The 25,786-nt window shown below is 40.7% G+C and carries 18 protein-coding genes; all 18 read right to left on the bottom strand.

The features are described from left to right. Window positions 1-38: 38 nt before the first annotated feature. The 18 genes from MUB35_RS18105 to MUB35_RS18020 all read right to left on the bottom strand — a co-directional run bounded on the left by MUB35_RS18105 (window position 39) and on the right by MUB35_RS18020 (window position 25,650). Entirely contained in the window at window positions 39-5,573 is a 5,535-nt protein-coding gene (locus MUB35_RS18105) for a non-ribosomal peptide synthetase (RefSeq protein WP_024739133.1), read from the bottom strand. Between the two features lie 22 nt (window positions 5,574-5,595). After that, window positions 5,596-9,003 carry a non-ribosomal peptide synthetase gene (locus MUB35_RS18100; RefSeq protein WP_008726745.1) on the bottom strand — a complete coding sequence of 1,136 codons (3,408 nt, stop codon included), beginning with the start codon at window positions 9,001-9,003 and terminating at the stop codon, window positions 5,596-5,598. Continuing rightward, window positions 9,000-10,559 carry an AMP-binding protein gene (locus tag MUB35_RS18095; protein WP_006567742.1) on the bottom strand — a complete coding sequence of 520 codons (1,560 nt, stop codon included), beginning with the start codon at window positions 10,557-10,559 and terminating at the stop codon, window positions 9,000-9,002. Before MUB35_RS18095 ends, MUB35_RS18100 begins: the two co-directional genes overlap by 4 nt. Further along, complete coding sequence (locus MUB35_RS18090; RefSeq protein WP_025483254.1) at window positions 10,489-11,256, bottom strand: 4'-phosphopantetheinyl transferase family protein; 768 nt, start codon at window positions 11,254-11,256, stop codon at window positions 10,489-10,491. Before MUB35_RS18090 ends, MUB35_RS18095 begins: the two co-directional genes overlap by 71 nt. Beyond that, entirely contained in the window at window positions 11,246-11,998 is a 753-nt protein-coding gene (locus MUB35_RS18085; RefSeq protein WP_024739135.1) for a thioesterase II family protein, read from the bottom strand. The genes MUB35_RS18090 and MUB35_RS18085 overlap by 11 nt, the downstream gene beginning before the upstream one ends. Before the next feature lie 46 nt (window positions 11,999-12,044). After that, the gene (locus MUB35_RS18080) at window positions 12,045-12,740 is read right to left on the bottom strand and encodes an energy-coupling factor transporter transmembrane component T (RefSeq protein WP_330385484.1); all 696 of its coding nucleotides are present in this window, start codon (window positions 12,738-12,740) and stop codon (window positions 12,045-12,047) included. A 2-nt stretch (window positions 12,741-12,742) separates the two neighbouring features. Then, window positions 12,743-13,354 carry an MptD family putative ECF transporter S component gene (locus MUB35_RS18075; RefSeq protein WP_006567746.1) on the bottom strand — a complete coding sequence of 204 codons (612 nt, stop codon included), beginning with the start codon at window positions 13,352-13,354 and terminating at the stop codon, window positions 12,743-12,745. A 440-nt stretch (window positions 13,355-13,794) separates the two neighbouring features. Next, window positions 13,795-14,049, bottom strand: coding sequence for a hypothetical protein (locus tag MUB35_RS18070; protein ID WP_331477570.1), 255 nt, complete (start codon window positions 14,047-14,049; stop codon window positions 13,795-13,797). Window positions 14,050-14,131: 82 nt separating this feature from the next. Continuing rightward, on the bottom strand, window positions 14,132-15,340 hold the full coding sequence (locus MUB35_RS18065) for a hypothetical protein (RefSeq protein ID WP_055155795.1): 1,209 nt from the start codon (window positions 15,338-15,340) through the stop codon (window positions 14,132-14,134). Between the two features lie 151 nt (window positions 15,341-15,491). Continuing rightward, the gene (locus tag MUB35_RS18060) at window positions 15,492-15,875 is read right to left on the bottom strand and encodes a DUF6262 family protein (RefSeq protein WP_173691398.1); all 384 of its coding nucleotides are present in this window, start codon (window positions 15,873-15,875) and stop codon (window positions 15,492-15,494) included. Continuing rightward, on the bottom strand, window positions 15,841-17,364 hold the full coding sequence (locus MUB35_RS30680; RefSeq protein WP_244791304.1) for a tyrosine-type recombinase/integrase: 1,524 nt from the start codon (window positions 17,362-17,364) through the stop codon (window positions 15,841-15,843). The genes MUB35_RS18060 and MUB35_RS30680 overlap by 35 nt, the downstream gene beginning before the upstream one ends. After that, complete coding sequence (locus tag MUB35_RS18050) at window positions 17,354-19,111, bottom strand: tyrosine-type recombinase/integrase (RefSeq protein WP_240577360.1); 1,758 nt, start codon at window positions 19,109-19,111, stop codon at window positions 17,354-17,356. The genes MUB35_RS30680 and MUB35_RS18050 overlap by 11 nt, the downstream gene beginning before the upstream one ends. Before the next feature lie 6 nt (window positions 19,112-19,117). Further along, the gene (locus MUB35_RS18045) at window positions 19,118-20,248 is read right to left on the bottom strand and encodes a tyrosine-type recombinase/integrase (RefSeq protein ID WP_055155791.1); all 1,131 of its coding nucleotides are present in this window, start codon (window positions 20,246-20,248) and stop codon (window positions 19,118-19,120) included. 168 nt (window positions 20,249-20,416) lie between these two features. Beyond that, on the bottom strand, window positions 20,417-22,393 hold the full coding sequence (locus MUB35_RS18040; RefSeq protein WP_055155790.1) for an ATP-dependent DNA helicase: 1,977 nt from the start codon (window positions 22,391-22,393) through the stop codon (window positions 20,417-20,419). A gap of 21 nt (window positions 22,394-22,414) precedes the next feature. After that, entirely contained in the window at window positions 22,415-23,140 is a 726-nt protein-coding gene (locus MUB35_RS18035; RefSeq protein ID WP_117802418.1) for a DUF4240 domain-containing protein, read from the bottom strand. Between the two features lie 525 nt (window positions 23,141-23,665). Then, complete coding sequence (locus tag MUB35_RS18030; RefSeq protein WP_173907335.1) at window positions 23,666-24,160, bottom strand: DUF3846 domain-containing protein; 495 nt, start codon at window positions 24,158-24,160, stop codon at window positions 23,666-23,668. A gap of 56 nt (window positions 24,161-24,216) precedes the next feature. Next, window positions 24,217-24,657: an ECF-type sigma factor gene (locus tag MUB35_RS18025; protein ID WP_173907336.1), complete on the bottom strand. Its 441-nt coding sequence runs from the start codon at window positions 24,655-24,657 to the stop codon at window positions 24,217-24,219. Between the two features lie 273 nt (window positions 24,658-24,930). Further along, window positions 24,931-25,650: a winged helix-turn-helix transcriptional regulator gene (locus tag MUB35_RS18020; RefSeq protein ID WP_240577359.1), complete on the bottom strand. Its 720-nt coding sequence runs from the start codon at window positions 25,648-25,650 to the stop codon at window positions 24,931-24,933. Window positions 25,651-25,786 lie beyond the last annotated feature (136 nt).

The following is a 25,786-nucleotide window of genomic DNA, read 5'->3' as shown; positions in this document are numbered from 1 at the left end:
AGGGTGTCCATACGGTGATGGGCACCCTTTGGCAATCGTTAATAGTTAAAATCTAAAATCTTAGAAATATTCTTTTCCAGATTATCACCAATAATACAATCAAAATGTTGTCCTGCAATTGTATTATATTTTAAATTCCCCTTGATATATGGTTTCCATGTTTCAAAATCTTCCTCAAAAAATCCCGGATAAAAGTGGCTTCCTAAAATCTCACAACAGAAAATCCTTATATTTCCATAGTAAAGCTTCGGTATATAACTGGACACACATCTGAAATTTTGTGAGAATATCCGGAAAAGTACATTCAGCATCTTCAGCTGATGTTCCATCAACTCCCCATTTGGACGCTCAATCGTGCGGTATAAAGCATTTAACCTTTCTGAAATTGTATAGCTGGCGAGCCGGCGGAACTCTTCAGCCACATCTTCATACTCCCCGCCCGTTTCGCATAATGCTTTTACTGTAATTTCACCACTTCCACATCTGGAAATATACTCTATATACTGCTGCAACCGCTCATCGCTTACCTGATATCCTGCCTTATATGCATCTGCCCCAATCACTCTTGCAAAAATCCTCTCCAACAGCAGTTCGTTATCCAGGCTTGAATGCAATGCATTACGGAATATCTCATCCGATGCATCCGCTAAAATCGTGTTCTCTTTCCGCTTTGGAATACCGGTGCTTATCAGCGTCACATCAGAAACGGAAATTCCTTTATTTCTCAAATATTGTGCTGTTTCCAGTGCAATCAGACCACCCACGCAATGGCCCACAAGAATATAATTTTTATATCCCATTTTTTCCAATATCTCACCATATTTCCTCCCCAACAACCGGAAGGTCTGGCTGGTTTCCATAGAAATATACTCTGCATCATTTCCAAAAACAAAGCCGATAATGCTTTCACTGTCCTTGCTGTCCTCTTTTATGCGAGACAGTAAATCCGTATAGGGTGTTAAGGTTCCCGCTCCGGCATGGAAAAAAACCTTCGCAACAGAATCCTCATTATTTAAACTGCTATTTTTCAGAATCATTAAGGACGGGTCCTCAAGATTTCCCTTATCATTTTGATGGTTCAAAAGGCTTTCTGCTATCTGCTTAATAGTGGGTGCTTTCATCATTTCTGTCAGAAGGTTGCTCCACTCCCAGCCGGAGGCTTCCGATATGTTCTCCATCATCTTCCCAATGATTTGAGCAATTAACAGAGAATCACCGCCCACCAGATAGAAATCATCATTTCTCCCCACAGAAGTAATCCCCAGCTCTTTGCACCATATTTCGGCAATGCGCCGCTCCAGATCTGTCTGGGGCAACTCGTCCTTTTTCTTGATATTCTCCTTATGGTCCCAACTCTTGAAGTATTCTTTGATTTTTCTGGTATCCACTTTACGGTTTGCAGATAGTGGCATATCCGGAAGAATCAGAATCTGGTTTGGAACCATGTACGGAGATACTGTACTTTCCAAATAGCCTCTGACCGCCTCCTTTTCTAACTGCTCATATTCTCCGGCAAAGCGAACCACATATATTGTCTGTCCAGCTAAGTCCAATTTGCTACCCTTATCAGGGAATTCATAAAGCAGCTGCCCATCATGCCTCTTAAATATATCTTCCCACTGTTTTCGTGTGAAGAATGTCTGGTCATGTTCGCTGCGTTCGTCCGTAAAACCGGTTAAGCCGTCCTTAAATTCCATTGACGTAAGCAACAGGTAACTTGTTCGTGTTTCCTCAAGTATGATAATGGACGCGTCCTCTGATAATAAGCCCTTTAAATTTTTCATGACACTATTGATATTCCGTGAGTTATGGAGCACGTTTGCACATAAAATCACATCAAAGCTGAATGCCTCATACCCTTGCGATACGAAGTCTTCATTAATATTGAAAATCCCGTATTTCACCCAATTATACTTACCGAAATTTTCCTGTGCCTTATTTAAGAAGAAAACCGAAAGATCAGTAAAATAATACTCAACATTACAGCCTTCAAGCTCGGGTATCACATCGAGAGAGGTTCCACCAACTCCAGCTCCCACCTCTAATATTCTAAAGGGTTTCTCCGGACTTTTTTTATTCTTTTTCTCGCACAGATAACGTATTTCTTTCGTAGCAATGTTGTTGAGCATCCCATTTACTTTATTGTCATGATAAGCTGCCAGCGCCGGGTCTGTGTCTCCCTTTGGAAACAGAATATTCAGAGGGTCCTCTTTTCCCTGAATCAGTTCTGGAAGCAAATCACTCGATTCCTTCAAATAATCAACAAACTCCTTGCTGTATTGGAAATCGTCCTCTATTTCAAAAAATTCCTTCCAAAGCTTTTCAGAACCTAAATCCGTACTTATCTCAGAAGCTTTATATGCATTGGCTTCACATGTGATAATTCCTTCATTAACCAATACCTGCAGCCATCTTTTTGTCAATTTGTGCAGTTTCTCCGGTATCGACATCATTTCTACAATTTGCTCAAAATTGAAGGCTTTGGATTTATCCGAAAAAATTCCGCGCTTTCTAAACGTGTTGTATATGTCCGCAGAAACAACTTCCTCTGACTTCTTAATCCACTTTTCAAGTAAATCCTGATCCATCTGCTCTTCATAATATTGTTTTATGGACTTGAGCAAATATTCCTCTTTATCGTCCAGAGCCGGTGATGCCACAGTCTTTTTCCTGACCGGAGAAATGACTGCATCAATATGCAAATCCTCCGGGCTTTCACCTAACGCTAAAGCGACAGCCCTTTCAATCAGTGGATGTTCATTTAAGACAGAACTAATTTCAGCCAGTTCAACTCTATGGCCGTGTATTTTAACCTGATTATCGCCGTCCTCGCGTCCTTTAAAAATAATGACTCCGTCTGGTAAATAGCACCCCTTATCCCCGGTTCTGTAAATGCGCTCTCCACTCCACGGAAGAGCAGGGTACTTTTCACGATTCAGCTGTTCATCCTTCAGGTAGCCGGAGGATAATCCGATTCCTCCAATGTACAGGCTTCCGTCTACCCCATTAGGGCAGGGCTGCATTTCGTTGTTTAGAACATAAAATGTTTGATTGGACATTGGATATCCATATGGAATGCTTTTTGTAAATACTGCTTTTTTAGAAATATCGTAACTGATTGACCAGATTGCTGCTTCCGTGGCTCCACCAAGGCTGATCACACGGCAATCGCCAAACAGATCGTAAATCCTATGCGGCAGGGTTACGGGAATCCAGTCACCAGAAAGTAATAACAGCCTCACCTGATAATCCACGCTGACATTTGCGGATTCAAGATAGGAAACAATCATCTGATGCAAAGCAGGAACCGCATTTATTACAGAAACCCTATGTCTGATTATTAATTCCGACAAATATTTGGAATCCCTAATTTTATCTGTACTGGGTAATACTAATGTTCCTCCTGCTGAAAAACAGCCAAATAAATCATATACAGAAAGGTCAAATGATAAATTTGACAACCCCAGGAATACATCCCTCTCACCAACTGCATATGTTTCATTAACATCCGCAATTGTATTTGATGTTGCACGATGAGTCATGATAACCCCTTTGGGTTCACCGGTTGTTCCAGATGTAAATATAATATAAGCCGGCCTGTCATAATCTATTTTATCAATAGGCAACGATTCTGTCGGTTCCGGTTTTAGGCTGTGAATATCTACAACATTGCAGTATTGTTCTAAATCCTCATTCCCTGCTTCTGAAAAAAGCAGTTTAATATCTGCACTTCTTATAATTTTCTCTTTGCGTTTATCAGGCTGCTGCACATCTATTGGCACATAAGTCGCTCCTGAAATAAGGGCAGCCAGTACCGCAGCTACCTGCCATACATGTTTTTTTGTATCAATTCCTATCTTATCGCCGTCCTGGGTTCCTGCCTCGCCCAAAATACGCAGTACAGCATTCACATATCCCCCAAGTGAACGATATGTATATTCTCCCTCATCAGTTATTAATGCCGTTTTATCAGGGTAAAGGTTAAAAGATTTCAGGAATCCATCTTCAAGCATTGCCGGCATAATATTTTTAAAAGTATTATTTACATCACGTCTTATTTCAAGGGTTTCCTTCATAAGGCTGACCGGGTATTTTTCCTTAAGAACTTCACTATTTTTATCGGCTATAGATTGAAGCAACAAAGCAAAACTTCCAAACATTTCTTCTATTATATAGCCCTCAAATACACCATTTCGCACGTCCCAGTTAATAGTGGCACCACCGTTTTCTTCTGCGGCCTGGCAGTCTATATACACCTGCGGAGTCTGACTCAGTTTATATACAATTCTGTTTTTTACAGTTGTATCATCCTTTGAACTAACCCCCAAAGTACTTGTGAACACAACCGGCATAATTACATTTTTCTTGCGTTCTTTCGTTAGACGTCTTATTATTTCTACTCCGGACACATCTTTATGTTCTAAATCAGACCAGAGATCCATTTGCAGTTTTTTCACTCTTTCCAGAAATGTTTCACTATACTCTATATCAATGGCAGTAATATTGACATCTGTGAAATCACCAACCACTTTATATATATCTTCAGCCACTTCCGGTCTGTTGAGCAGTGTAGTGTTAATACAGAACTTTTTGTCACCAGACCAAACTGCTATTACCTCCGCCAGTGCTGCCATAACAAACACAGATGGCGTAATATTATACGATTTTGCCAATTCAACAAAAGCTTTCCATTGTTTATCATTCAAGAACACTTTCTTCTGAAGGAAGCTCACTTCCTGATTGTCCTCCATCCCTATAACCGGAAGGTTAGGTGCATCTCCCATCATTGATATTTTCTTATTCCAATAAACTTCCGCTTCCTGCCTTGATTTGCTATTAAATGTTTTCCGCTTCTCCTGATATAAAACAATATCTCTGTAAGACGTAGTCGGTATAATGATTTCATGAGGATTCTCATAAAACCTTTCAAGATCATTAAGCATTACATTCATACTTGCAAAGTCAGAAATAAGCATGTCTAACGAAAAATAGATTATGCTTTTGTCTTTCTCAATACTCAAGGCCAAATCACACATGGGCCACGTTCCAAGCTGATACTGCTTCGTAGATAACTCAGTTCTCAGTTCTTCCTTATCAGCGCTAATATCTTTATCCCGCCCGTCAAGTACTATGATTTCCACTGAAGGTACTGCCTCCTGGACAATCTGATAACCGGATGCCGATACAATTGCCCGCAGCATATCATGCTTTTGTATCACTTTATTCCATGCAACCTCCAGCTGACCAGGATCAAGTAATCTATTGACTTCAATTTCTATGTAACCGTGGCAACCAATTCCACCCAATTCATATAAACGATTTCTTCCCATAACATAGGAATTTTGTATGTCGGTCAGTGGGAATTTTTCATATCTCCGTTTTGTATCACTGGTGAACACTAAGTTATTATGTGCTTTTAAATAATCCAGCACTTCTGACTTATACTGTCTCAACTTATTTTTATTTTCCTCTGTCATTGCCCCCTTCGGAGCTTTGAACTTGATGGAATCACCTTCACACCAAATTACAATTTCTTTTTCTGCCAGCTCATTAATGTACTTTTGGATATCCATAATTTTTTCTCCTTGTCTGCAGCTAAATGGTATCAATCGTCAACTCTGCACCCTGATTAATCATTTGTATCTGACTTGCCAGTTCTCTAATCGTAGGGGCATTCACTAATATTGCTGTCCCGAGATCTCCATTGACTAAATGTGACTTTTTAATTTTATCAATCAGCATAATCGCCTTTAAGCTATCGCCTCCGGCTTTAAAAAAGCTGATATCTCTTGAATACTTTGTGGAACCGAGTACTTCTATCCATAGCCGTTCTAATTCTTCTTCTATAGCTCCCTGCGGTTTTTCGTAACCGGCCACAGCCTGACGTTCTTTAAAAAACAATTCTGCTACCATTTTACGGTCAACTTTCCCATTTGCACTCAACGGTATAGACTTTCCATATTGATATTCAGATGGAACCATATAGAGAGGAAGATAGGAACTAATCGACTGATTTATGGTTTCGTCCTGAATCAACTCACTATCTGGGTCGTTTTTAACAATAAACGCACAAAGTTTTTGACTGCCGCCTTCCGAAACGATACATGCAACAGAACTCTTAATACCTTCCGCCCTGTTGATTGCTGCTTCAATCTCTCCCAGTTCAATCCGGTACCCTCTGAATTTTACCTGCGTATCTTTTCTTCCCAGGAATTCAATTGTTCCATCATTCCAAAACCTTCCCATATCACCGGTTTTATACCATCTTATGTTTTTAAATGATACAAACTTATTATTTGTAGTGGTTTCATCACCGACATAGCCCTTTGCCACTCCAATTCCGCCAATCCATAATTCTCCCGGCACCCAATCAGGGCAGTCTCTTCCCCTCTGGTCAACGACCCTGTATAGCTGTCCGTCCAGGGGAGTTCCATATGGAATTGATACCCACTCTTTAGGAACAGGCAGCTTCACCTGATAATAATTAGACCATATAGAACCTTCAGTTGCTCCACCAAGAGCTGTCAATTCAGAATTTGGAGCAACATCTGCTAATTTTGCCGGCAGGTCCGTACCAATCCAGTCCCCGGACAACAATACGGTTTTAAGGGATTGCAATTTCATCTCCTCAGCCTGTGCCTGTTCCAGAAGCATCCGTAATAGAAAAGGCACTGAATTCCAACAGGTTATATGGTATCTGGTAACTAAATCCAACCATTGAGCAGCATCTGTTTTACTCGCCTCGTCCAGCAAGACTATAGTCCCGCCCGTTCCAAGAATTCCAAATATATCATAAACCGATAAATCAAATTCCAAAGAAGACACTGCCAATAAACTATCTTTTTCACTGATGTCACATTTCTTGTTCACATCACAAATTGTATTCATGGCTGAAAAATGGGAAATCTCCACGCCTTTGGGTTCTCCAGTAGTTCCAGAGGTGAAAATAACATAAGCACTGCTGGAAGGATTTACTGGTTCATTGGCAGATATCTCCTCCCGCTTCGCCCGGTCATTCACATCAATGATATTCACTCTGTTTAACCTTAAATGACAGCCATGAGATACCATATATCTTATATCAGCGCGTTTCACGATCTTTTCGATGCGCTTATCCGGCTGGTTCATTCCAATCGGCACATAACATGCACCCAGCAGCAATATTGATAGTACTGATATTATCTGTTCTGCTCCCCTGGGCAATCGCACAGCCACCTTATCGCCAGGCCCTACACCTTCCAGCTGTAATAAACGTGCTAATTTCTTCGCTTCTTTGCACAGCTCATAATAAGTCAAGGTTCTGCCGGTGCCTTCTATGACAGCCGTTTTGCTGCTACGGTCTGTTGCATTTCTAAAAACAAGTTCATGCAGACATAGATTCTGCTTTACCCCAATTGTATTTATGCCTGAATATCTCTCTGCGAATTTTGTCTCTGATATTACAGGAAGTTCTTCCCCCCATTTGTCAGGATTGGATATAGTCCATCTCAAACATTCTATATAGGCACTGAACATATCCTCTATAAAGCCTTTCGGGAATACATCTTCAACTGTGTCCCACGAAAGCAAAATGCCTTCCGGGAATCTCATGACCTGGAAATCTATCAAAACTTGCGGTGTCTGTGAAGAAATATATTTTAATTTGCCAAAACTCCCTGCAAACCCATCAGTAATGATTGGTTCCATGCAGTCACAAGAAAATACGATTGGCGCCACAAGCTTTTGTGTTGGCCTTGACCTTAGTATATCTCTTATTACTTTCACTCCGGAATAAGCAGAATAGTCCAGCGATTCCAGAAAGGCTTCCTGAATTCTTTTCGTTTTACTAATAAAACCTCGTTCTTCAATGCCCTTTACCGGAAGCAAAAGGATATTTGTAAAATCAGCCACTTTGTCCTCTGCTTCTGACGGTCTGTTAAACAGAGGTATATTCATCAGAAAATCCGATTGATTGCTGTAACGTTCTAATATCTGTGTATAAATGGTCAGCAGTATCATTGCAGGTGTGACCTGGTTCTTCGCAGCACTTGCCGCAAGCCTGTCCCAATCCGCTTTCTCCAGCATAAAATTTCTTCTTTTAAACACCGGCTTCTTTACCGATTGATACGCTCTCTTTAATGGCAGTTCCGGCGCTTCCGGCAGTGTAGCAAAGTGTTCTTTCCAATAAGCGGCCACTTTTCGGTAAGCGTCCTCATTTTCTTTATGCTTCATGTGCTCTTCAAGAGAAAAAGGCGATTGCGTTTTCTCAAAAGAACAATCATTATATAATTTTTCTAAATCCGAAAAAATAATCTTTATGCTCTTTAAATCCGCTACCAGCAAATCAATGCCAAAATGCAAGATAGTTTTGTTCTTGCCTATAACCGATAAAATGAGTACTGCCACTTCGCCTCGTTCAACAGCCAACACTTTATGACTGTACTCATTTCTTACCGCTTCCATTTTCTCTTTCTTTTCTGTTTCATCTAATTGTTGTAAGTCATATATTATGATGCTGGAATTATATGGTTTATCCTGAATAACCTGGGTTCCGCTCTCCAAAAACTTTGTCCGGAGCGATGAGTGCAGGTATTGCACGTTTTCCCACGCCTTTGATAACCTCTGCCGGTCTATTTCCCCACATTCAAACTCAAAATACAGATAGCACGATATTCCTCCCATCACCTGATCTGGATTTCTGCCCACCCAATACGCATGCTGAACATCGGTAAGAGGAAATTCCATCGTTTCCGTCCGACTCCTATCCACTTCCTTTTTACTTTCTGCGCTGACACTCTGCATTTTTATTATTTTCCACCATTCCGCCAGATACGGTTTTTTCAGCAATTCAGAAACGCGGACATTGATACCTCTGCGTTTTAGCTCACTGGATATTAGCATTACCTTTAAGGATTCAAATCCAGCCTCAATCAAATTTATGTTTTCTATATCTGCAGTATAAGAATACTCCCCAATCTCTGCTATAATCTGACACAGCTCTGCATATGTAATCTCCGATTTCATATTTTCTCCTTCCCTGCAGTGTTATTCGCAATCTCCCGCAGCTTTACCCGGTTAATCTTTTTTACCGATGTAAGAGGCCACTCATCTATCTTCACAAGCTGGTCTGGTAGCTTATATGTTGCCAACCCCTTTTCCATAAGAAATTTTCGTATATGTGATAAATTAATTTTTTCATCCGCAGTCATGATGAAAGCACAAATTCTTTCTCCCATTAGAAAATCCTCAACACCTACTACCACCGCCTCATCAATGTTCGGATGTTCACTTATAAATATTTCAATCTCTCTCGGTTCTATTTTCTCACCAGACCTATTTATTTGGTCCGTGATCCTTCCCTGTACCTGATATCCATATGTGGAATCCCATCTCACTTTATCGCCTGTTCTATAAAATCCGTCCGATGTGAACTTATCTTTCATACTGACATCCTGGTTATAATAACTTTGAATGGTAAATGGTCCACGAATTATCAATTCTCCTTCTTCACCATTCAGTACGTCCATGCCATTCTCATCAATAATCCGGATTTCCTCATAGCCAGACACCGAATAATGGTAGCCTACCGCATCGCCAAGATTGCTGCGATCATAAATACTATACAGGGCCAGTCCTTCCGTTGCTCCATAAAGGGGTAAGACCTCACATTCCACCTTTTCAATTAATTTTGTAACAAGGCTCTCATCAACCAAGGAACCTCCAATAATGATTTTCCTGACGCTGCTCAAATCATATCCACACTCTTGATTCAGATACTGATTCCAGATTCGCGCCAGTGTTGGAACTAAGGCTGTAATTGTAATATTTTCTTTTTCAACTTGTACAAAAATATCATCGCAGTCCAGGTCACTGCATAAAACAGCTTTTCCCCCTGCGAAAAACACATTCAGAATTCCGGGCGAATATAACCCAACCTTATGTGCTAATGGCAGACAAGCTAAATAACTGTCAGAGGACGTAAACTGGAATTTCTGATTATATCCATAAATATGCCAATAAATCATTCTATGAGTGATTGGCACTAATTTAGGAACTCCGGTTGTTCCGCTTGACAACATAAGGAGGGCTATGCTGTCAAGCTCCTTGTTTTCTTCGATGATATTTTCGGTGTCTTCTTTCAATCCTTCGGCTATATCCTTGACTGCGATTTTACAAATCTGTCTGCTTGCACGCCCCTTGTGAATCCTTAATGATACTTCGTCCTTATCATAGAAAACCAATGTTGAGGCATCCGTCTTATCAAAAATGCCCTTTAACTCATTCTCACCAAATAAAGAGTTTGTAACAATTGGGATTGAACCTATTTTAATTAACCCCAGCAAACCAAATACAAACTCTTTTACATTCGGTATTCGCAAAACAACCAGTTCACCCTTGCTTATCCCGCGCCTTTTGAAATAGCAGCCATACTGGTTGATTTTCTTTTCCAGTTCTCCATAGGTAATACGATTTATGCCCTCCACAATAGCGGTCTTATTTCTATTTGCTTTAAACCTTTCTCCCAGCCAGATATCTATCGTTTTCTCCTGTACCGGTCGCAATTTCTTCCCATAGTTCATTCTCATTCCTCATTCCATATGCCAAACATGCTTTATGACATTTATCTACAGCAATTTGACAAATCCGCCAAATCTGATCTCCGTAGCTTTCACTGCTGGTTCCGCCGATTTTTACAGAAAAAGAGGCGAAATCTTTATAAAGCCCATAGCCGATTGCCTTCACATAGGCTTCTTTCGCTGTCCAAGATTCAAAAAAGGACTCAATATTATTTTGCCTGATTACAGTTGCTGTTTCTTCTGGTGAAAAATAATTTTCTGCGAGCCTTTGATATTCCTGTATTTGTTTTATTGCCTGCACATCTACGCCAACCTGAACATTACGTCCAAAGGCAAGCATTACAATCTCTCCCGAGTGAGATAGGTTGTAATTTATAGATAGACGTTTTCCAGAACAGCACAGATATGGTTTCCCAAAACGTCCTCTCTCAATTTGTATATCTTTTATATCTTTGCCAAGATAAGATGAAGAAATCTTTTTTACAGCGATTCGCCCTATTGCACCTCTCATTATGTCTTCATACTTTACATATGATGTATATTGCTTTATCTCTTCTTCATTCAAGATTCCCCAATTCTCTTTTATCCAACCTGTCATGCTTCTCCACCGCAGAATCCAAACCTGTATTTCTTCTGGAGGAAGATTATTCATAAAGCAATGCCGTGAAGTGAATGTAGGACGAATCACTTTAATTTTCACGATTGATAAACTCCTCAGATTTTTGATGAATTAACTTTAATACATTTTCCTCATCTTCTTTTATAAAGAAATGCCCGCCTCTGAAAAGGTAATACTGAAACTTGCTCTGCGTGTATTCAGACCATCTCTTAATATCGGCCAGGGTCGCTTCCCTATCCTCATTCCCGCCAATTGCCAAAACTGGACATATTAATTTTGATGGGGCATCCGGATAATAGCTTTCATCCAGAATAAAATCCGATCTGATTATCGGCATATAAAAGTTCAACAGTCTTTTATCCATTTTTATTTCTTCCGGAATACCGTCATATCGTTCCAGGCCAATCAAAAACTCCTGTTCTGTCAAATGAGATATCGGCTGTGGTTCCGGAATATGGGGAACTCTGCTTCCGGAGAAAATCGCCAACTTTGCTACCCTTTTGTTGTTCTCAAGCATTTTTTCAACTTCAAATGCTATTTTGCCGCCCATGCTATGGCCAAATAGGATAAAGTCATTGTCAAACCTCATAATAGCGTCCACAACGTCTTTTACAAGTGATTGCATGTTCAAATATGGCTTCTCACCAATACGTTCTTCTCTTCCCGGTAATTGTATGGGGCAAACCGAAAGTTTCTTGTCAAAATATTGAATCCACTTAGCATAGAAAGCGGCACCGCCTCCTGCATATGGGAAACAAAACATTATTGTACTTTGGGGGCTAATACCTTCCGAATTCTTAATCAATTTCCCATTGTATATCATAACCTCACCTCCTGAATCCAGACTAACCCAACCGCCCCCCACTGATTTAAACCCTGCAGCAAACAACAGCAATGATGGTACTGGACATTACTAAGAAAATATCTTTTGCAGTCAGACTTATAATGTAATAGCTATCTTTCTTATACGGACTCTCGATTCCTCTGACAATGGCTGATGATGCCAGTTCGTCCGCTATTTTCAGGCTTCTGAAAACCATAGGGACAATTGCATATTCCAATGTACTAAGCGGGTGAAAAAGGACTGTCCTTATAGACCGCAAAAAGCCTCTTACCTTCATAGCGTCTTTTACTTCACCAAACTCATGAACAAGGGTGGGAGCAAACCGGAGCATGACAATTATAATCAGCATTATATTTTCGGGAATCGGTAACTTCCTTATACTGGAAGTCAGTTTGCCTGAAGGTATATGCACTATCAGACACACAATCATCGCCGGCATCAATAGACGATAAAGCATATGAAATAACAGCGGTGATGGAAAAGAGATATGGTATTTTGTATTAATAGCCAGCCAAACTACCGACAGGATATATACCCCCAACATTCCTAATCCCATCGTAAATAACTCAAAATAGCATAACAATAGAAAAAGCCATATCATATATAAACCATGCCCCAGCAAACTGGTGCTTAAGAAGGAAGTGAAGCATGCGCAGACAGCCAACAGCAACACTGTCCTGCCATCGATCTGCTCCACTTTTCTGATGTTACTATGATTCATAATCATTCCAAAATACCAGCTTTCTGAAAATGTCTTCTTAATAGTCTCTGCCCGAACAGAACACCTAATACAGCAAGAAGACCGGTTATTGCACAGCCCAAAAGCATCAGCCCCGGATGGGTTGACATTAAAAACTGCATATCTAAGGTTTCCTGTGAAAAGCCACTATTTAATGCCATTTCTTTATAACTGTCCCATGCCCACCAGAGAGGCACCGCACATCCAACGAAATTCCCGATACTGTTTAAAGCCCAGCCAATCATATTGCGGATCGGCTTTCTATATGTATTTTTTCCAATCATAGACAGCTCGGAAATAACGCCTACAATCAGGAAATATGGCAGCAAGAAGGCGTAACCCATAAGTGCCTGGATAAGGCCATACACAAATGCCCAAACAAACAACAGCCCATGTTTGTTCACCCGGTTTGCCGCTACAAGGAAGAATACAGCTCCTAAAAAGCCGTCAATGGCGGCTGAACCATATAAATACACTTCTGAAAATGGCAATGTGACAGCGCTGACCACCATTGCTATCATATAATTGATTACCAACATGGCTGCAACCGTGATTACGTCTCTGATACTAAACTTACTTCCCTTTGTTTCACTCATATAAAGATCCTCCTGTAATATAGTGGTTTTGGTTAGTTGCTACTAACTATTAGTTAAAGCCTCGGCATGTTAGCAGCAACTAACTCTATTGTATTTTACAGGATTCTTTTTAATATTTCTACCCCTTTAAATGTGTATTTTTTTAAAATAGCCCATTTTAACAGTTTGTTTCATTCAAAGGCTTGTCACATCACAGGGCTGTAGATGACTTTATGAAACATTCAATTAAATTTCGTTTTACTTAAATATTAAATTATAAAATAATTGCCGCAGACTTTTTGATAAATCGACATTGTCACTATTATAAAAAGTACTGCGGCCTGAATCATTATATTAACTTCCAGCTTACTCTTACGTATTTCTATATCCGAAATAAGTTCTCTTTAGTCCTTATGACAAATAACATTTCTCTCAGCCCACTTCAAAGTACTCTTTCGCTTTCATATAGCCATTGCTGAATCACCCTTTTCGTGGGAGAAAAATTCCTGTAAAAGTCTTACAGCCTCGTTATCCATAGGCCGATGCCATAATATACGGCCATGCTCAATAAACATAAGATGTGTACAGCATTTGTATATCAGTTCAGGATCATGCGTTATCAGAAACAACGTTTTTTTCATTTCTTTTAGCTGTATTAATTTTTCTGAAACCTCAAGCATATGTCTATAATCCAATCCACTGGTGGGTTCATCCATAAAATTAGGCATCCCTCTCCCAGCCCTCTAAAACACTGGCTTTAACGTCAGAGACACGAGTGTATCGTGTTCACTATTGTTCTCAAAGCGTTAGCTCTACTCCTTCTTGTTCCAGTGCAGCACTCAACTGTTTTGCATAAGTCACCTGTCCACACTTTTTCATTCCATATAAGATTCTTAAACATATATTTCTTTGTTTTAGTTTTCTTATGAGATATGTTCCGTCAAACGCCTTAGAGACTATGTCATCATGAACCTCTTCCAAATGTTCAACCGCTAAGAAACTATTACTCATCTCACTAAAACATAATAGTGTATTTAATGTATTCATAGAAATGCTGGATAAATATTTTTTCAAAATCTCCCCATTCTTTTGTATTTTGCGTAAATCGAACCCTATCTCTTTACCCTTGTTGTCAGATTTACTTTTCTCAGAATAGTATCTAACCAATGAAGCGTATTCTTTTAATTCATTTTCTGTAATTGACCCGAATACTTTCTCGCATCCAATATTTACCGAAAACTCTCTATTTTCCTTAATTAGATTTACAGCATCTGAAAATTCTTTACTTCCGAGATGATATTCTTGCTTAATCTCATCTTTGACTTCTTTGAATTTCTCTGTTCTCCATTCTTCATATACAGGAAGCCGCTTCGAAATATCCCATATATCTGCTCTCGACAAGCTCTTGGTAAATGTTCCTAGCGAATATTCAAAGATACAATTATCCAGAAAATATATCAAATCATCAAATTTTTTCATTACTTCCTTAAATTCTGTTTCTAACAATTCAATACTTACATGAGAAATTTTGTTTTTTATCATATGTGGTTCATCTTCTTTATTTAGTTCATATTTGAAGGCATCCCCCTCTTCATCGAAATAATAAAAGTAAATCATATCTTCTATATTCTCAAAATATGCAGGAATTCTTCTGTCAATATTCTTCTTATCACATGCTAATTTATATAGGCATTCAATACTATGCGTGTGTAATTCTTTTTTTCTTTCCTTTAAGACTTCCTCAGAATAACATATCCCTTTCTTTTCCTCTATTCGCCATAACATTTTTATGACAATCTTCAAAGATAGCTCAATACTGTGTCTGGCGTTATAAACGATAGGATATACTAACAGATCTTCAACTTCGGAACCTGTTTTCAATGATTCCGTCAGAAGTTCAACGGTACGCTTGAACCCATTTCTTATATCCTCATCGGTAGTTCCCCCATTGTCACCTACGCATGCAATAATTGTATCTTCTTCATGAAATTCAAACGGATTTTCCATCTTCTATCATCCTCTTTCTTCGAATTTAACTTATCGATAAGTATATCATAAATACAATTTATGCACACCTTTTGTTATCTACACTTTTATATTCCAACCACAACAACCGGGAAATTCTTCCCGGTCGTTGCAGATTATTTTCTAATTCAGATTATAAAGTTTTTAATACGTTCAGGTCTTTCTTGTTTAAGGCTTTTCTCAATCTTACATTTTCTTTTTCCATTTGCTCTTTTTCACGTTTCAGCTCCCGGATCTGTTCTTCTAATACATTGATCCGATTCTTCAGTACAATGTCACCTATGTATCTTTTGGGGTCTATCATTCCTGCCTGCTGCTCCAGAGCACGATCCATTTCTTTTCTGACCGTTTCATTCTTATAAAAGAATCCTCTGGACAATCCTGTCCTCTTTGTCAGTTTTGGGACCGTCACTTTTTCCCGTTCTGTCAGCATCTGCCTGATTTCTGTCACTGCCCTGTTTACTTTTTCTTCACTGGCTTTTTTATTGCAGGCTATCATCGAATCGTATTTTTTCATATTCTTCCTCCCATCCTTCCAGACATTCCAGTACCATCTTAGATAATCGGTTTCTTGTTTTTCGTGTATCATCTGCCAGTATTTTGTTGCTCATCTTTCTGTAATACTTTACATTTCTCAGGCTTCTATGCCCCAGTAGTCTTGCGATTGTCCAGTCATCCACATGCATCTCGGCAAGCTTCATGCCATAAATATGCCGATACATGTGAGAACCGAATCCAAAATATTCTCCCTTATCATCTCGGAGATTTTCCTGATATATTTTATCTGTAATTTTTTGCTGGACTGTAGCATATTTCATTGGTTTTGAAGGATCACTTAAACTTGTAAAAATGTATTTACCTTTTCCGTGCTCCTTTTCTCTGTATCGAATCGCTTCCTTTATTAAGGCAGCCAGTTCCTGACTAATCGGTTTTTCATAAAAATGTGTTTTCATTTGGTGGATCTGTATTATGGTTTCACCGTCTTTTTCAATCAGGCAGTCTGTCCTGAGTGTCAGTGTATCTGACATTCTTGTTCCAAGCATTTGATGAATAAGCATAAGTCTCGCCGTCTGCACATCCACTTTCGTAAGGAAAGCATTAAATCGCTTTAATTCCTGATCGGAATAAATTTTGATTTCTCCCCTTATATCTGGTGGAATATCCCGATTCAAAATTAAATCCTTTACCTGCGGATATTGATAGACGTCAGCTACCATATTCAGCAATGCCCGCAGTCTCGTCAGCTCCGCCCGATATCTTTTTGTCCCGGTATCTTCTGTTTTCATGTATATCAAATACTCTTCCATGATTTTCCTGTCCAGCTTTGAGCAGGAATCTACTTCTTTATTGTTTTCCTTCAGATATCTTGAAAACCTTCGAATGGCAGTCATTTCTTTTTTTACAGTACCGATGCTTTCTGTTTTCAGTTGAAAATAAATTGCCTTTTTTACTTCCTCTCTGAGATCCTGTTGGGAGATTTCCTTAAAATTTATAATTCTGGTCGTGCGCGTCAGATCCTGTTTCACTTGCATATCAAGTTTTTCAAGTTGCCAGACATCCTTTGTCATCTCATCTACATCAGCATCTCTTAAATCAAGGAAATAATCTATTAATCGGTCAATATAGTGTAATGTCTTTGCCTGTGATACCGTTTCATTCCCACAATGGGATTTTGAAATTTCTGTCAGGGGCAATCCCTGCTGTAAAAGCCATATTTTCATCTGCTGCTTCCATTTTTCTTTGTCCCAGTCCAAAAAACTTTCCGGTCTGTCTCTTCTGGTTTGCAGCATTTTACATAAATGATGGTAAAATCTTCTCTCAGTATAAAATTTTTCCGCCCCAAGCTGTTGTCCTCTGTATTTCAGGAACTTCCTCATTTCTTTCTGCATCTGTACAGACGGCAGTAAATCAAGGTCATACGAAGGTTCTGTTCCCATTCGTATTTTTGAAATTTCACTTGCTTTCTCATAGGAGTCCAATTTTTTTATGTAAAATTTATTTTCCACGTTTGCACTTCTTGATTCCTGATGCCAGGCTGTTTTCTCCTTTCCTGAAAAACTCCTGATTCGCTGCTGAAATTTTCTTTGGCATAAAATCCACATACTGCTGTGTCATCTCTTCATAATCATGTCCCAGATAGTCCCGGATACTCTGAAGAGGGACTTCGTCATCATATAACAGAGTCGCTATCGTATGGCGGAAATCATGTGATTTAAAATCATACCCTTTGAAAATATCCTGCCTCTTATTAAACAGTTCTTTCATTTGCCACTTAAACGAACCATACTGATATGCCCCTCCCCGTTTGTTTTGAAAAACATAATCCTCACTTCCAATATGATATTTTTCCAAATATCTTTTCATAATCTTATAAAGAACATCTGGAATCGGTACTCTTTTGTATGTTCGCATTTTCATCTGATAAACCTGTATCCACGCATCTCTTCCCTGCCAGGAATAAGCATCCCCTTTCAGGGTGCATACTTCACTGATCCTTAGTCCAATCAGCATAGAATGTAAAAGGATCAATCTTGGAATTTCAGGGAAATTTTTTAATTCTCTCAGAATCCTCTCATATATTTCCATCTCTACGCTTCGGTTATTATGACAATGTATTTCTTTTTTCAAATAATACTCATAACGAAATGGTATCCTGTCTATGATTTCTTTCGTCTGCAGATATTCATATAGCTGATAGATTGCTATAACAATATCATTAAAATAAGAAGCTTCTTTTAACTCAATTATCTGGAAATATTTTTTTATTTCGGTTTCTGATGCAAGTTTCAGCTCCATCGCGGTTTCTTTTTCCATCCACATGACAAATGCCAGAATCCTGTAGAATTCGGCTTGTATGCCACTCATTGCCAAATGTGTAACACCCAGACAGTATTTCATGTATTCCTGCAAAATTTCCCGGTTCTCTCTTTTTTCTATGCCCATAAAGGAAAATTTTTTCACAGGATTGGATGGGTTGACTCTATATTGTTCCAGATGCAGTCTTTCCAAATACCAGACTGTTGAATCCCATAAAATATTCTTGGCATGGCAGAAAAGATATTTCTGACATTCTCGGAGTTCTCTTTCTGCAAGCTCTTTTGCATATGCCGTATCTGCATATTTTTCAAGTTTATCGGCCTGTACCTGTGTAATATATCTTAAATCCTCAATATGTTCCTGCATACAAAATTGATATACCACCTTCAAACCGTTTAACCGCATTGTGCATTCTCTCAGCATTATGTCACGCAGTACGACATCTTCGATAATTTCTAAAAGCTGACGCTTGCATAGCTCTGAGCCGTTTACACGAAAATCCCAAACTAATTTATCAATGGCAACTTTGCAGTCATATCTTTCTGCGATTGCCGGATTTGGGTGATATGGTAAAAAGAGCAGTTCGCGGATTAAATCTGTATTCTTTGCTATCTCCTGCTTTCCTTTTAACGTATTGGCATGCTTTCTGATTGCATATAATTTTGCCTTATCCATTCCACGTAAATAACTGCGTACTGCTGAATCAGAATAAGTGCTTTTCAGATATTTCCGATAATCCACTCTAAGCTCATAATCGATGTCTGCTATATGCCACACTTCATTTTTTACCAAGTATGCTTTCAGACAGCCTTTTCCAGAGTTGCTGTCCATGCTTTCATCTAATTCCCGGCTCAGTTCTTCTATCTTCTTTTCCCGTTCTTCACTTGATGTCCATTGTTCTTCCGGCTCCCAAGCAAACACCCTTCTTGCCGGCATCTATCTTCACCTCCTGCTTTCCAAAAACTGTTCTACTCCGTAAAGTTTGGAATATCGGCGGTAAAATTCCTGACTTGCTGTTTTCAGCTTGTCATCTAAAACATTCAGATATCGTATGGTTGTATCGAGATGCTTGTGTCCCAGTGCCTGGCTGATCATTTCCAGCGGCCAGTCTGCTTCCCACCTCGTATTTGCATAATATCTTCGAAGCATGTGCGGTGTGATCTTGATCCCAGTCTTTTTCTCCATGCGTTCAAACATATCGTAGACGCTGTCTACTCTTAACGGCTTCCCTATGGTATCCCCTTTGATGTTAATAAACAGGTATTCCTGTTTTTGCAGGATGTCCCAGTATTCCCCGATATAATAAAGCAGGAATTCAAAGGTATCATCGCTCACCCGTCCTCTTCGCTCTTCGGCATTTTTTGCTCTTGCATCGTTTTCATTATCATCCCGGAAGTCTACCCGGATCTCATGGTTTTCGTAATCGATGTCTTTGGTATAATCAATTCCCAAAATTTCACCGATGCGGAATCCCAGTTCCGATGTCAGTAAGATCAACACCTGATCCCTGCAGTTTGTACAGGCTTCTAAAATCGTTACGATTTCGTTCCGTTCGGCTGCCCGGACGTTTCGTTCCTCTTCTTTTAAGTATCCTTTAAATGACCGGGAGCGGATGGTTCTTCTGACCCCGATGGCATTTGCCTTTGTGATCGGCTGATTATAGGATAATACCGACAGGCAGGAACCGTTATTTCTGACTACTTCTAAAAAAGAATAAAACCTGAACACTTCTTTTAAGTAAGCGTTACAGGTTTTATTCTGCGGTTCTTTATCCAAATTGTCGGTATGTTTCCCAGCTTTCAGCCATTTCAGATATTCTGCGAAAAAATCATATTGCGTTTCGTAATCCATTCCATAGACATCTTCTGCTTCATGTTCTTCTTCCAGCAGATATTCCCAGTAGTAGGCAAGGGCAAATGCATTTCTCCGTATAGTATTCGGGGAACGGTTTGCCCGCACCTGATGCATTAGATACTTGCTTGGCAGCAACACAATTTCCAGTGTTTCCATATCCCGTATAAAGAAATATTTTACGGAACCTTCTCGCTGCATTTCCACTTTATATCGCTTCATGTTGTCTGCCTCCTTTCCTCTAACGCTATACACAGTATACCCAACTCATGCCAATAAAGCTATCACCAATACCACCAATTCGCTCCAAACCGCCCCTGAAATACCACTAAACTTTTTGTCCTGTCTGCTACCCGGATCTGGGCAGAACCAATAACGCCACGGATGTTCTCAGCTATAGTACCGCTCCACTTTCCGGCTTCGGATAAAATTTTCTACTTCTTCGATCCGTTCTGCCATTTGGCACTTTGGCAGTGCTTCCAGAACATCACTCCGATACCTGCCTTTCTTTGCTGTCCGGTGATCCAAAATGGACACAACGCAGGTGTCCTGCTCCGTGCGGATTGCCCGGCCGAATCCCTGCCGCAGCTTCTTCTGCATATCCGGGACTACGATGGTCTGGATGTAGGATTCCAGGGATCGGTACTGCTCCTTTTGTGCTTCATGGATGGGGTCCGGAACAGAAAATGGCAGTTTTACGATGATGAGAGACGATACCATGTCCCCCGGAAAGTCCACACCTTCCCAGCAGGAGCCGGCTGCGAACAGCACTGCATTCTCCATCTTCTTAAACCGTGCAATCTCTTCCTGGGAGTTTCTCCATACCTGCACCATCGGGAACGGGATCTGATCCCGCAAAAGCTGATGCACATTTCCCATCAGGGTATAAGATGTGAACAGTACCAGCGTATGCCCGTAAGTGGAACACACCAGATCACGGATCTGCCCGGCAAGCTGCTCGGCCTCTTCCCTGCTTCCCTTTTTCATAGGTCTTAAATGCTCCGGGATGTAAAGCAGACAGTTCTCTTTGTAACAGAATGGGGATTCTGCCACACACTCCCGGACGCCCGTTTCTTTTTCCAGCCCGGTCATCTGTCTGGTTCTTGCAAACCCGTTCCCGGCTTTTAAGGTGCCGCTGGTTAAGATCGCCGGAAATCCCCGGCTCCATAAAGTCGCATCCAGATACTTCGGGATCTCCCGGTTGACTGCCATAAAGGTTAAATGTCCCCGGCTGTCCTGCTGTAAAAACAAAATATATCGCTTGTCGTTCTTTAAAAACCATCCGAACAGCTCTTCCATCTCTTCCATCCGCCGAAAGATCCAGTAAGGAATATTCCCGGCAAGCCTTTTGATCATAAGCTGAAGCCTTTCCTGCATCTGGGCTAAGGCTGTGCCAGCTCCCGGCGGAAAATAAAAACTTTCTTTTCCAGCCATGTCCTCTGTGCCATCTTTCCGATGCTTTCGGATCTCCGCCTGAAGTGCAGAAAACCCTTCCATCAGCCGTTTTCCATCCGTGCCTTTATGCTCTCTGCCTAAAAAGTAAGCAATCTCCTGCACATCTTCCCTTCCAATGCTTCTTCCATACATCTGGCTGGCGGCTTCCGGGAGTTTATGGGCCTCATCCACAACCAGAGCCCTGTAATCTGCCAGAAGCGGCCGGTACCCATTTGCCCGGTGCATGGCATCTGCCAGAAGATAATTGTGATTGCAAATCTGTAAAAAAATGTCCTCTTTCCTGGAACTATCCAGATGCTTCTGATAACGGCATTCTACTTTTCCCGGACACTCCCTAGGGCAGAATTTTGGTACGCACACCAGCCTGCGGTCAAAACCGCTCAGGTTATGTACGGAATCTAAATCAAAGTTATGCCGGAGGGACTTCAATGCCTCCATCTGTGCCTGATTTTTATTCTTGTCCCGGACTGCCTCTAATCTCTGGGCCAGCCTGTAATCGCATACAAAATGTTCCTTTCCCTTGCGGACGACTGCTTTTAATTCTCCCTGAAGCAGATCTGCTTTTAACAGTACATCCGATAAGAAAGGAACATATTCCTCTATGATGGCTTTCTGTAAGGCGATACTGGAAGTGGATACCACTACAGACCGCCTGTCACATCCCGAATAACCGGAATGCAGTACACTATATTTCCGCATCAGGATGCAGGCTGTCAGATAGGCATAGGTCTTTCCGATGCCGACTCCTGCATCACAGAGCGTGATTTCATTTTTCATAAGGGCATCCAGCATTTCATGGCAGAGACGGATCTGTTCTTCCCTTACATGAAGCCCGGCTTCCGGGAGAAGCTCCCGAAAGATCTGTTCCACTTCGCCATGTGCCCTTTTCTGATATTCATTTTTATAACACATTACTTCTCCTTGCCAGAAAGCTTATCTTACCGTACCCTTACGGACGGGTCTGGTCGCTTCCGGTGTATTCTGTCCCTGTTCCTGCATTTTCTTTATGGCAGCATTCCCTCTTGCCATCATCCTTCGGATATCCGTCCGGGAAACATTCCATGTCCTTACTTTCTGAGGAGCTTTCCTTACCTGCTCGGACAAATGGCATTCACAGAGTTTCGGATATACCACCATTGCTTCCGGTAATTCCAGCGGATACTCGATCATGGGATGGTACACAATATCCCGGATCACCTGCTCATAACATTCCATCTGCATTCTTGCCGTACTGTCCTGATAGATATTTTTCCCTTTCATGGCACTGTAGACCTGCGATGAGATGTATCCCAACGCTTCAAAACTACAGTACCCATACGGAGTCACGCCGGAAAGGGAATCCGGATCTTTTAAGGCATTCAGATAAACTTCTTTTCCCTGGGCGATCAGCCACATCCGAAAATCGGAAAAACTGTCATCACTGCACCCTGCTTCCATCATAATACCTGCCGCTGTCCATAAGCCGTACTTATAAGCCGCATCCCGGTAACTGTAAACAAGATTGTGGAATTGGAGGACATCCTCCGGTGTCATATAGAAGAGCTGCTGCTTGATCCACACTGCCGAAGCATCCAGATCGGTGCCGCACACTTCCTTTGCTTTTTCAATCAGATTCCAGAATTGATCCTTGCTCATTCCACTTCTTTTTGTTTCTTCCATCTGTTCTCTCCCCTTGATGTGACGTTAATACCACAAGAATACGGCTGTAGTCTCCCACAGCCGCATGGTATCTGATATCAACGACACACTTCTTCATTGATTTCTTTTTTATCTTGCTGTTCCGCATTTGACCTCGCACCCCCGGAACTATCCCTGTATTTCTTCTGGGAAAGGGGACACTACAGGCGGGCGGCTGGCCTGCCGCCGCTCACAGATGTCCTGAGGGTCTTTCTGATTACAACCCGGAGTCCATCTTCCGCTCTTTGGCTGGTAACGTGTATCATTATCCCCCGTCCGTGATCCTGGCGAAAGGCTGCCACCGCCTTATTCACAGCTATGCTTCCTCGCTCCAAGTCTAAGAATCTTTACCCTATACTTAATCATGGCGCTCATGCTGTCACGCTTCTACGGTTGGGAACGTACCTGTAGTGCCGATATTCACTTGCCAAAGAACAGCCGAGGGATGTCCCTCTGCTTACTAGCCGATAGCAGTGTATATTTTTATTCATCCTACAGAAAAATTTTTTATCTTGCATCCCCGGATCTTTTTTTCTTCTTTGCCGGATGCTTCTGCTGTGCATCGTTCTTCTGGCTTTTCTTCTGTTCTTTTTGTTCCTGCGGCGGCATCTTCATCACATGGAGTTCTCCGTTAAACAGAGTAAAAATTTCCGGTGACTGATATTTTTCTTTAAACTTTTCAATCTGCTCCGGTGTCAGCGAAGTAAAATCATCTTCTGTCAGCCCTACCACAAGGAAAGTTCCGGCTATGGCATCATAAATCTGTCCGTGGTCATCATATAACGCCCGATTCAGTGGCAATCCCTCAAATTTTCCATTACCGTTTAAAAGGATTCCAACTTCATCTTCAAACGGATAGGTCATTTCAATGTCACCGCCTACTGCCTGCTGCAGATTCTCCAGCTCATTCGGGATGCTTTTGACATAAGGTGCTTTCATCGGCTCAACTATCAGTACCGTCATCATTTCTTCCTGCATTTCGGACACTTCTTTTTCATCCATCGTATCAATCCTCCTGTCTGTTCGTTCTAATCATCAGCCGGGCAAAAGGGAGGATTTTATTCACACCGCATGGATTTTCTGATTTTTTCCCGTAATCTCCGCAGTCTTGTATAAACCGTCTGCTCCGGCAGTTCCATGTGATGGCTGATCTCTTTTGGTGCATATCCCATCATCTTCAGGACAATCATCTGAAGGGTTTTCTTATCAGTTGATAACAGAATCTGAAGCAGTTCTTCATTCTCTACGGTATCCAGCAGGGCTTCCACGCTCTCTGGCTGGGACTCTTTCGTTTCTTTTTCTTCCAAGAGCAGTTCCATGCAGTCCAGAAGTGAGGTCTGGTGTTCCCGGAATCTCCGCTCTGCCTTGAAATCCTCCCAGTCATACTCCCGGAGCTTCTGGATCGTCTCTTCTTCCACGCCCTGTTCACGCAGAATCTTCTCTTCCTCTGCTTTCCACTGGTTCCATCTATATTCTTCTTTTGCTTTATTGTAAGCCACTTATGTTTTCCTCCGATCTGAATTTTTGCGAAATCAAATCGGAGTGTGGCGGTGACCTGGCTCGTTCTTCCTGTCTACAGGAATGTCCGGCATCTCTGCTGTCTCCCTGCAAACACGGATCTCCTTTGTCATCATATCTTTACAAAGGCACAGTGTATCGGATGCACCTGTCAGCTAACGGTCAGAAACCTGTCAATTGACGGTCAGTTTTTATCACCTTCTTTCCAGAATAAATAAAAATAAGACGGACAATCTTTTTACGGATCATTCGCCTTACTTCTTTTCGCTTTCTTTATTCAATTCAAATTTGTAACCTATATCCCTGACACTGATGATGCAATTCCCGGCACCATCTTCAACGACATTCAGCTTTTTTCTCAATCGCTTTACCAGACACCATATGATATTTTTAATATCACCAACAGGATAATCTTTCCAGACAAGCTGGTAAATCTGTTCAAACGTGTATACTCTCATCGGTGTCGCTGCTAATAAGTATAAAAAATTATATTCTTGTCGTGTTAAATGTAACGCTACATCATTCCAAAATACTTTATGTTTCTTATGATCCATTACAAGTTTTCCTTTATCAATCATCGTTTCGGATTGCTTTTGAGTTATTTTTTGTTTATTATTTCGTCGTGCCAATGAAAAAATCTGCAGATCTACTTCTTCTGTAGTGCTATTTATATCCATTACACAGTCTGCACCAGCGTATATTAATTCTTTTTTCCATGACATACACAATAAAGAAGAAGTATCCGTCAAAATAATAATTGGTATCTGCGTTATCTTTCTAATAGCAGATATAATATTACTTATGTTCTCTTTATAAATGATCACTCCTATTATAAGCACATCATAAGAAAATAAACTCAAATTATGCAATAAAATTTGTAGATTTTCTGCATAATCTGAGTTTACCTCATTGAATAGTTTTTGATATGATTGATTGTCAAAATATGCTAATATTTTGTATTTTGTGTCTTTCATATTTCTATTTTAAAAAAGCAACACTTTCTATTTCTTCACAGGAAAATCATCAAATGCATTGTCATTTTTTGCAAAGCACACTTTCTTGCCGCATGCTCTGATATTCGCATGTGATCAGGTACAAATGTGGGGCATT

Origin of the sequence: Blautia sp. NSJ-175, from assembly GCF_022867815.1 — a bacterium.
GTDB lineage: Bacteria > Bacillota > Clostridia > Lachnospirales > Lachnospiraceae > Blautia > Blautia celeris.
Note: the sequence above shows the minus strand (reverse complement) of the source record. Positions and strands in the feature narration are given on the sequence as shown.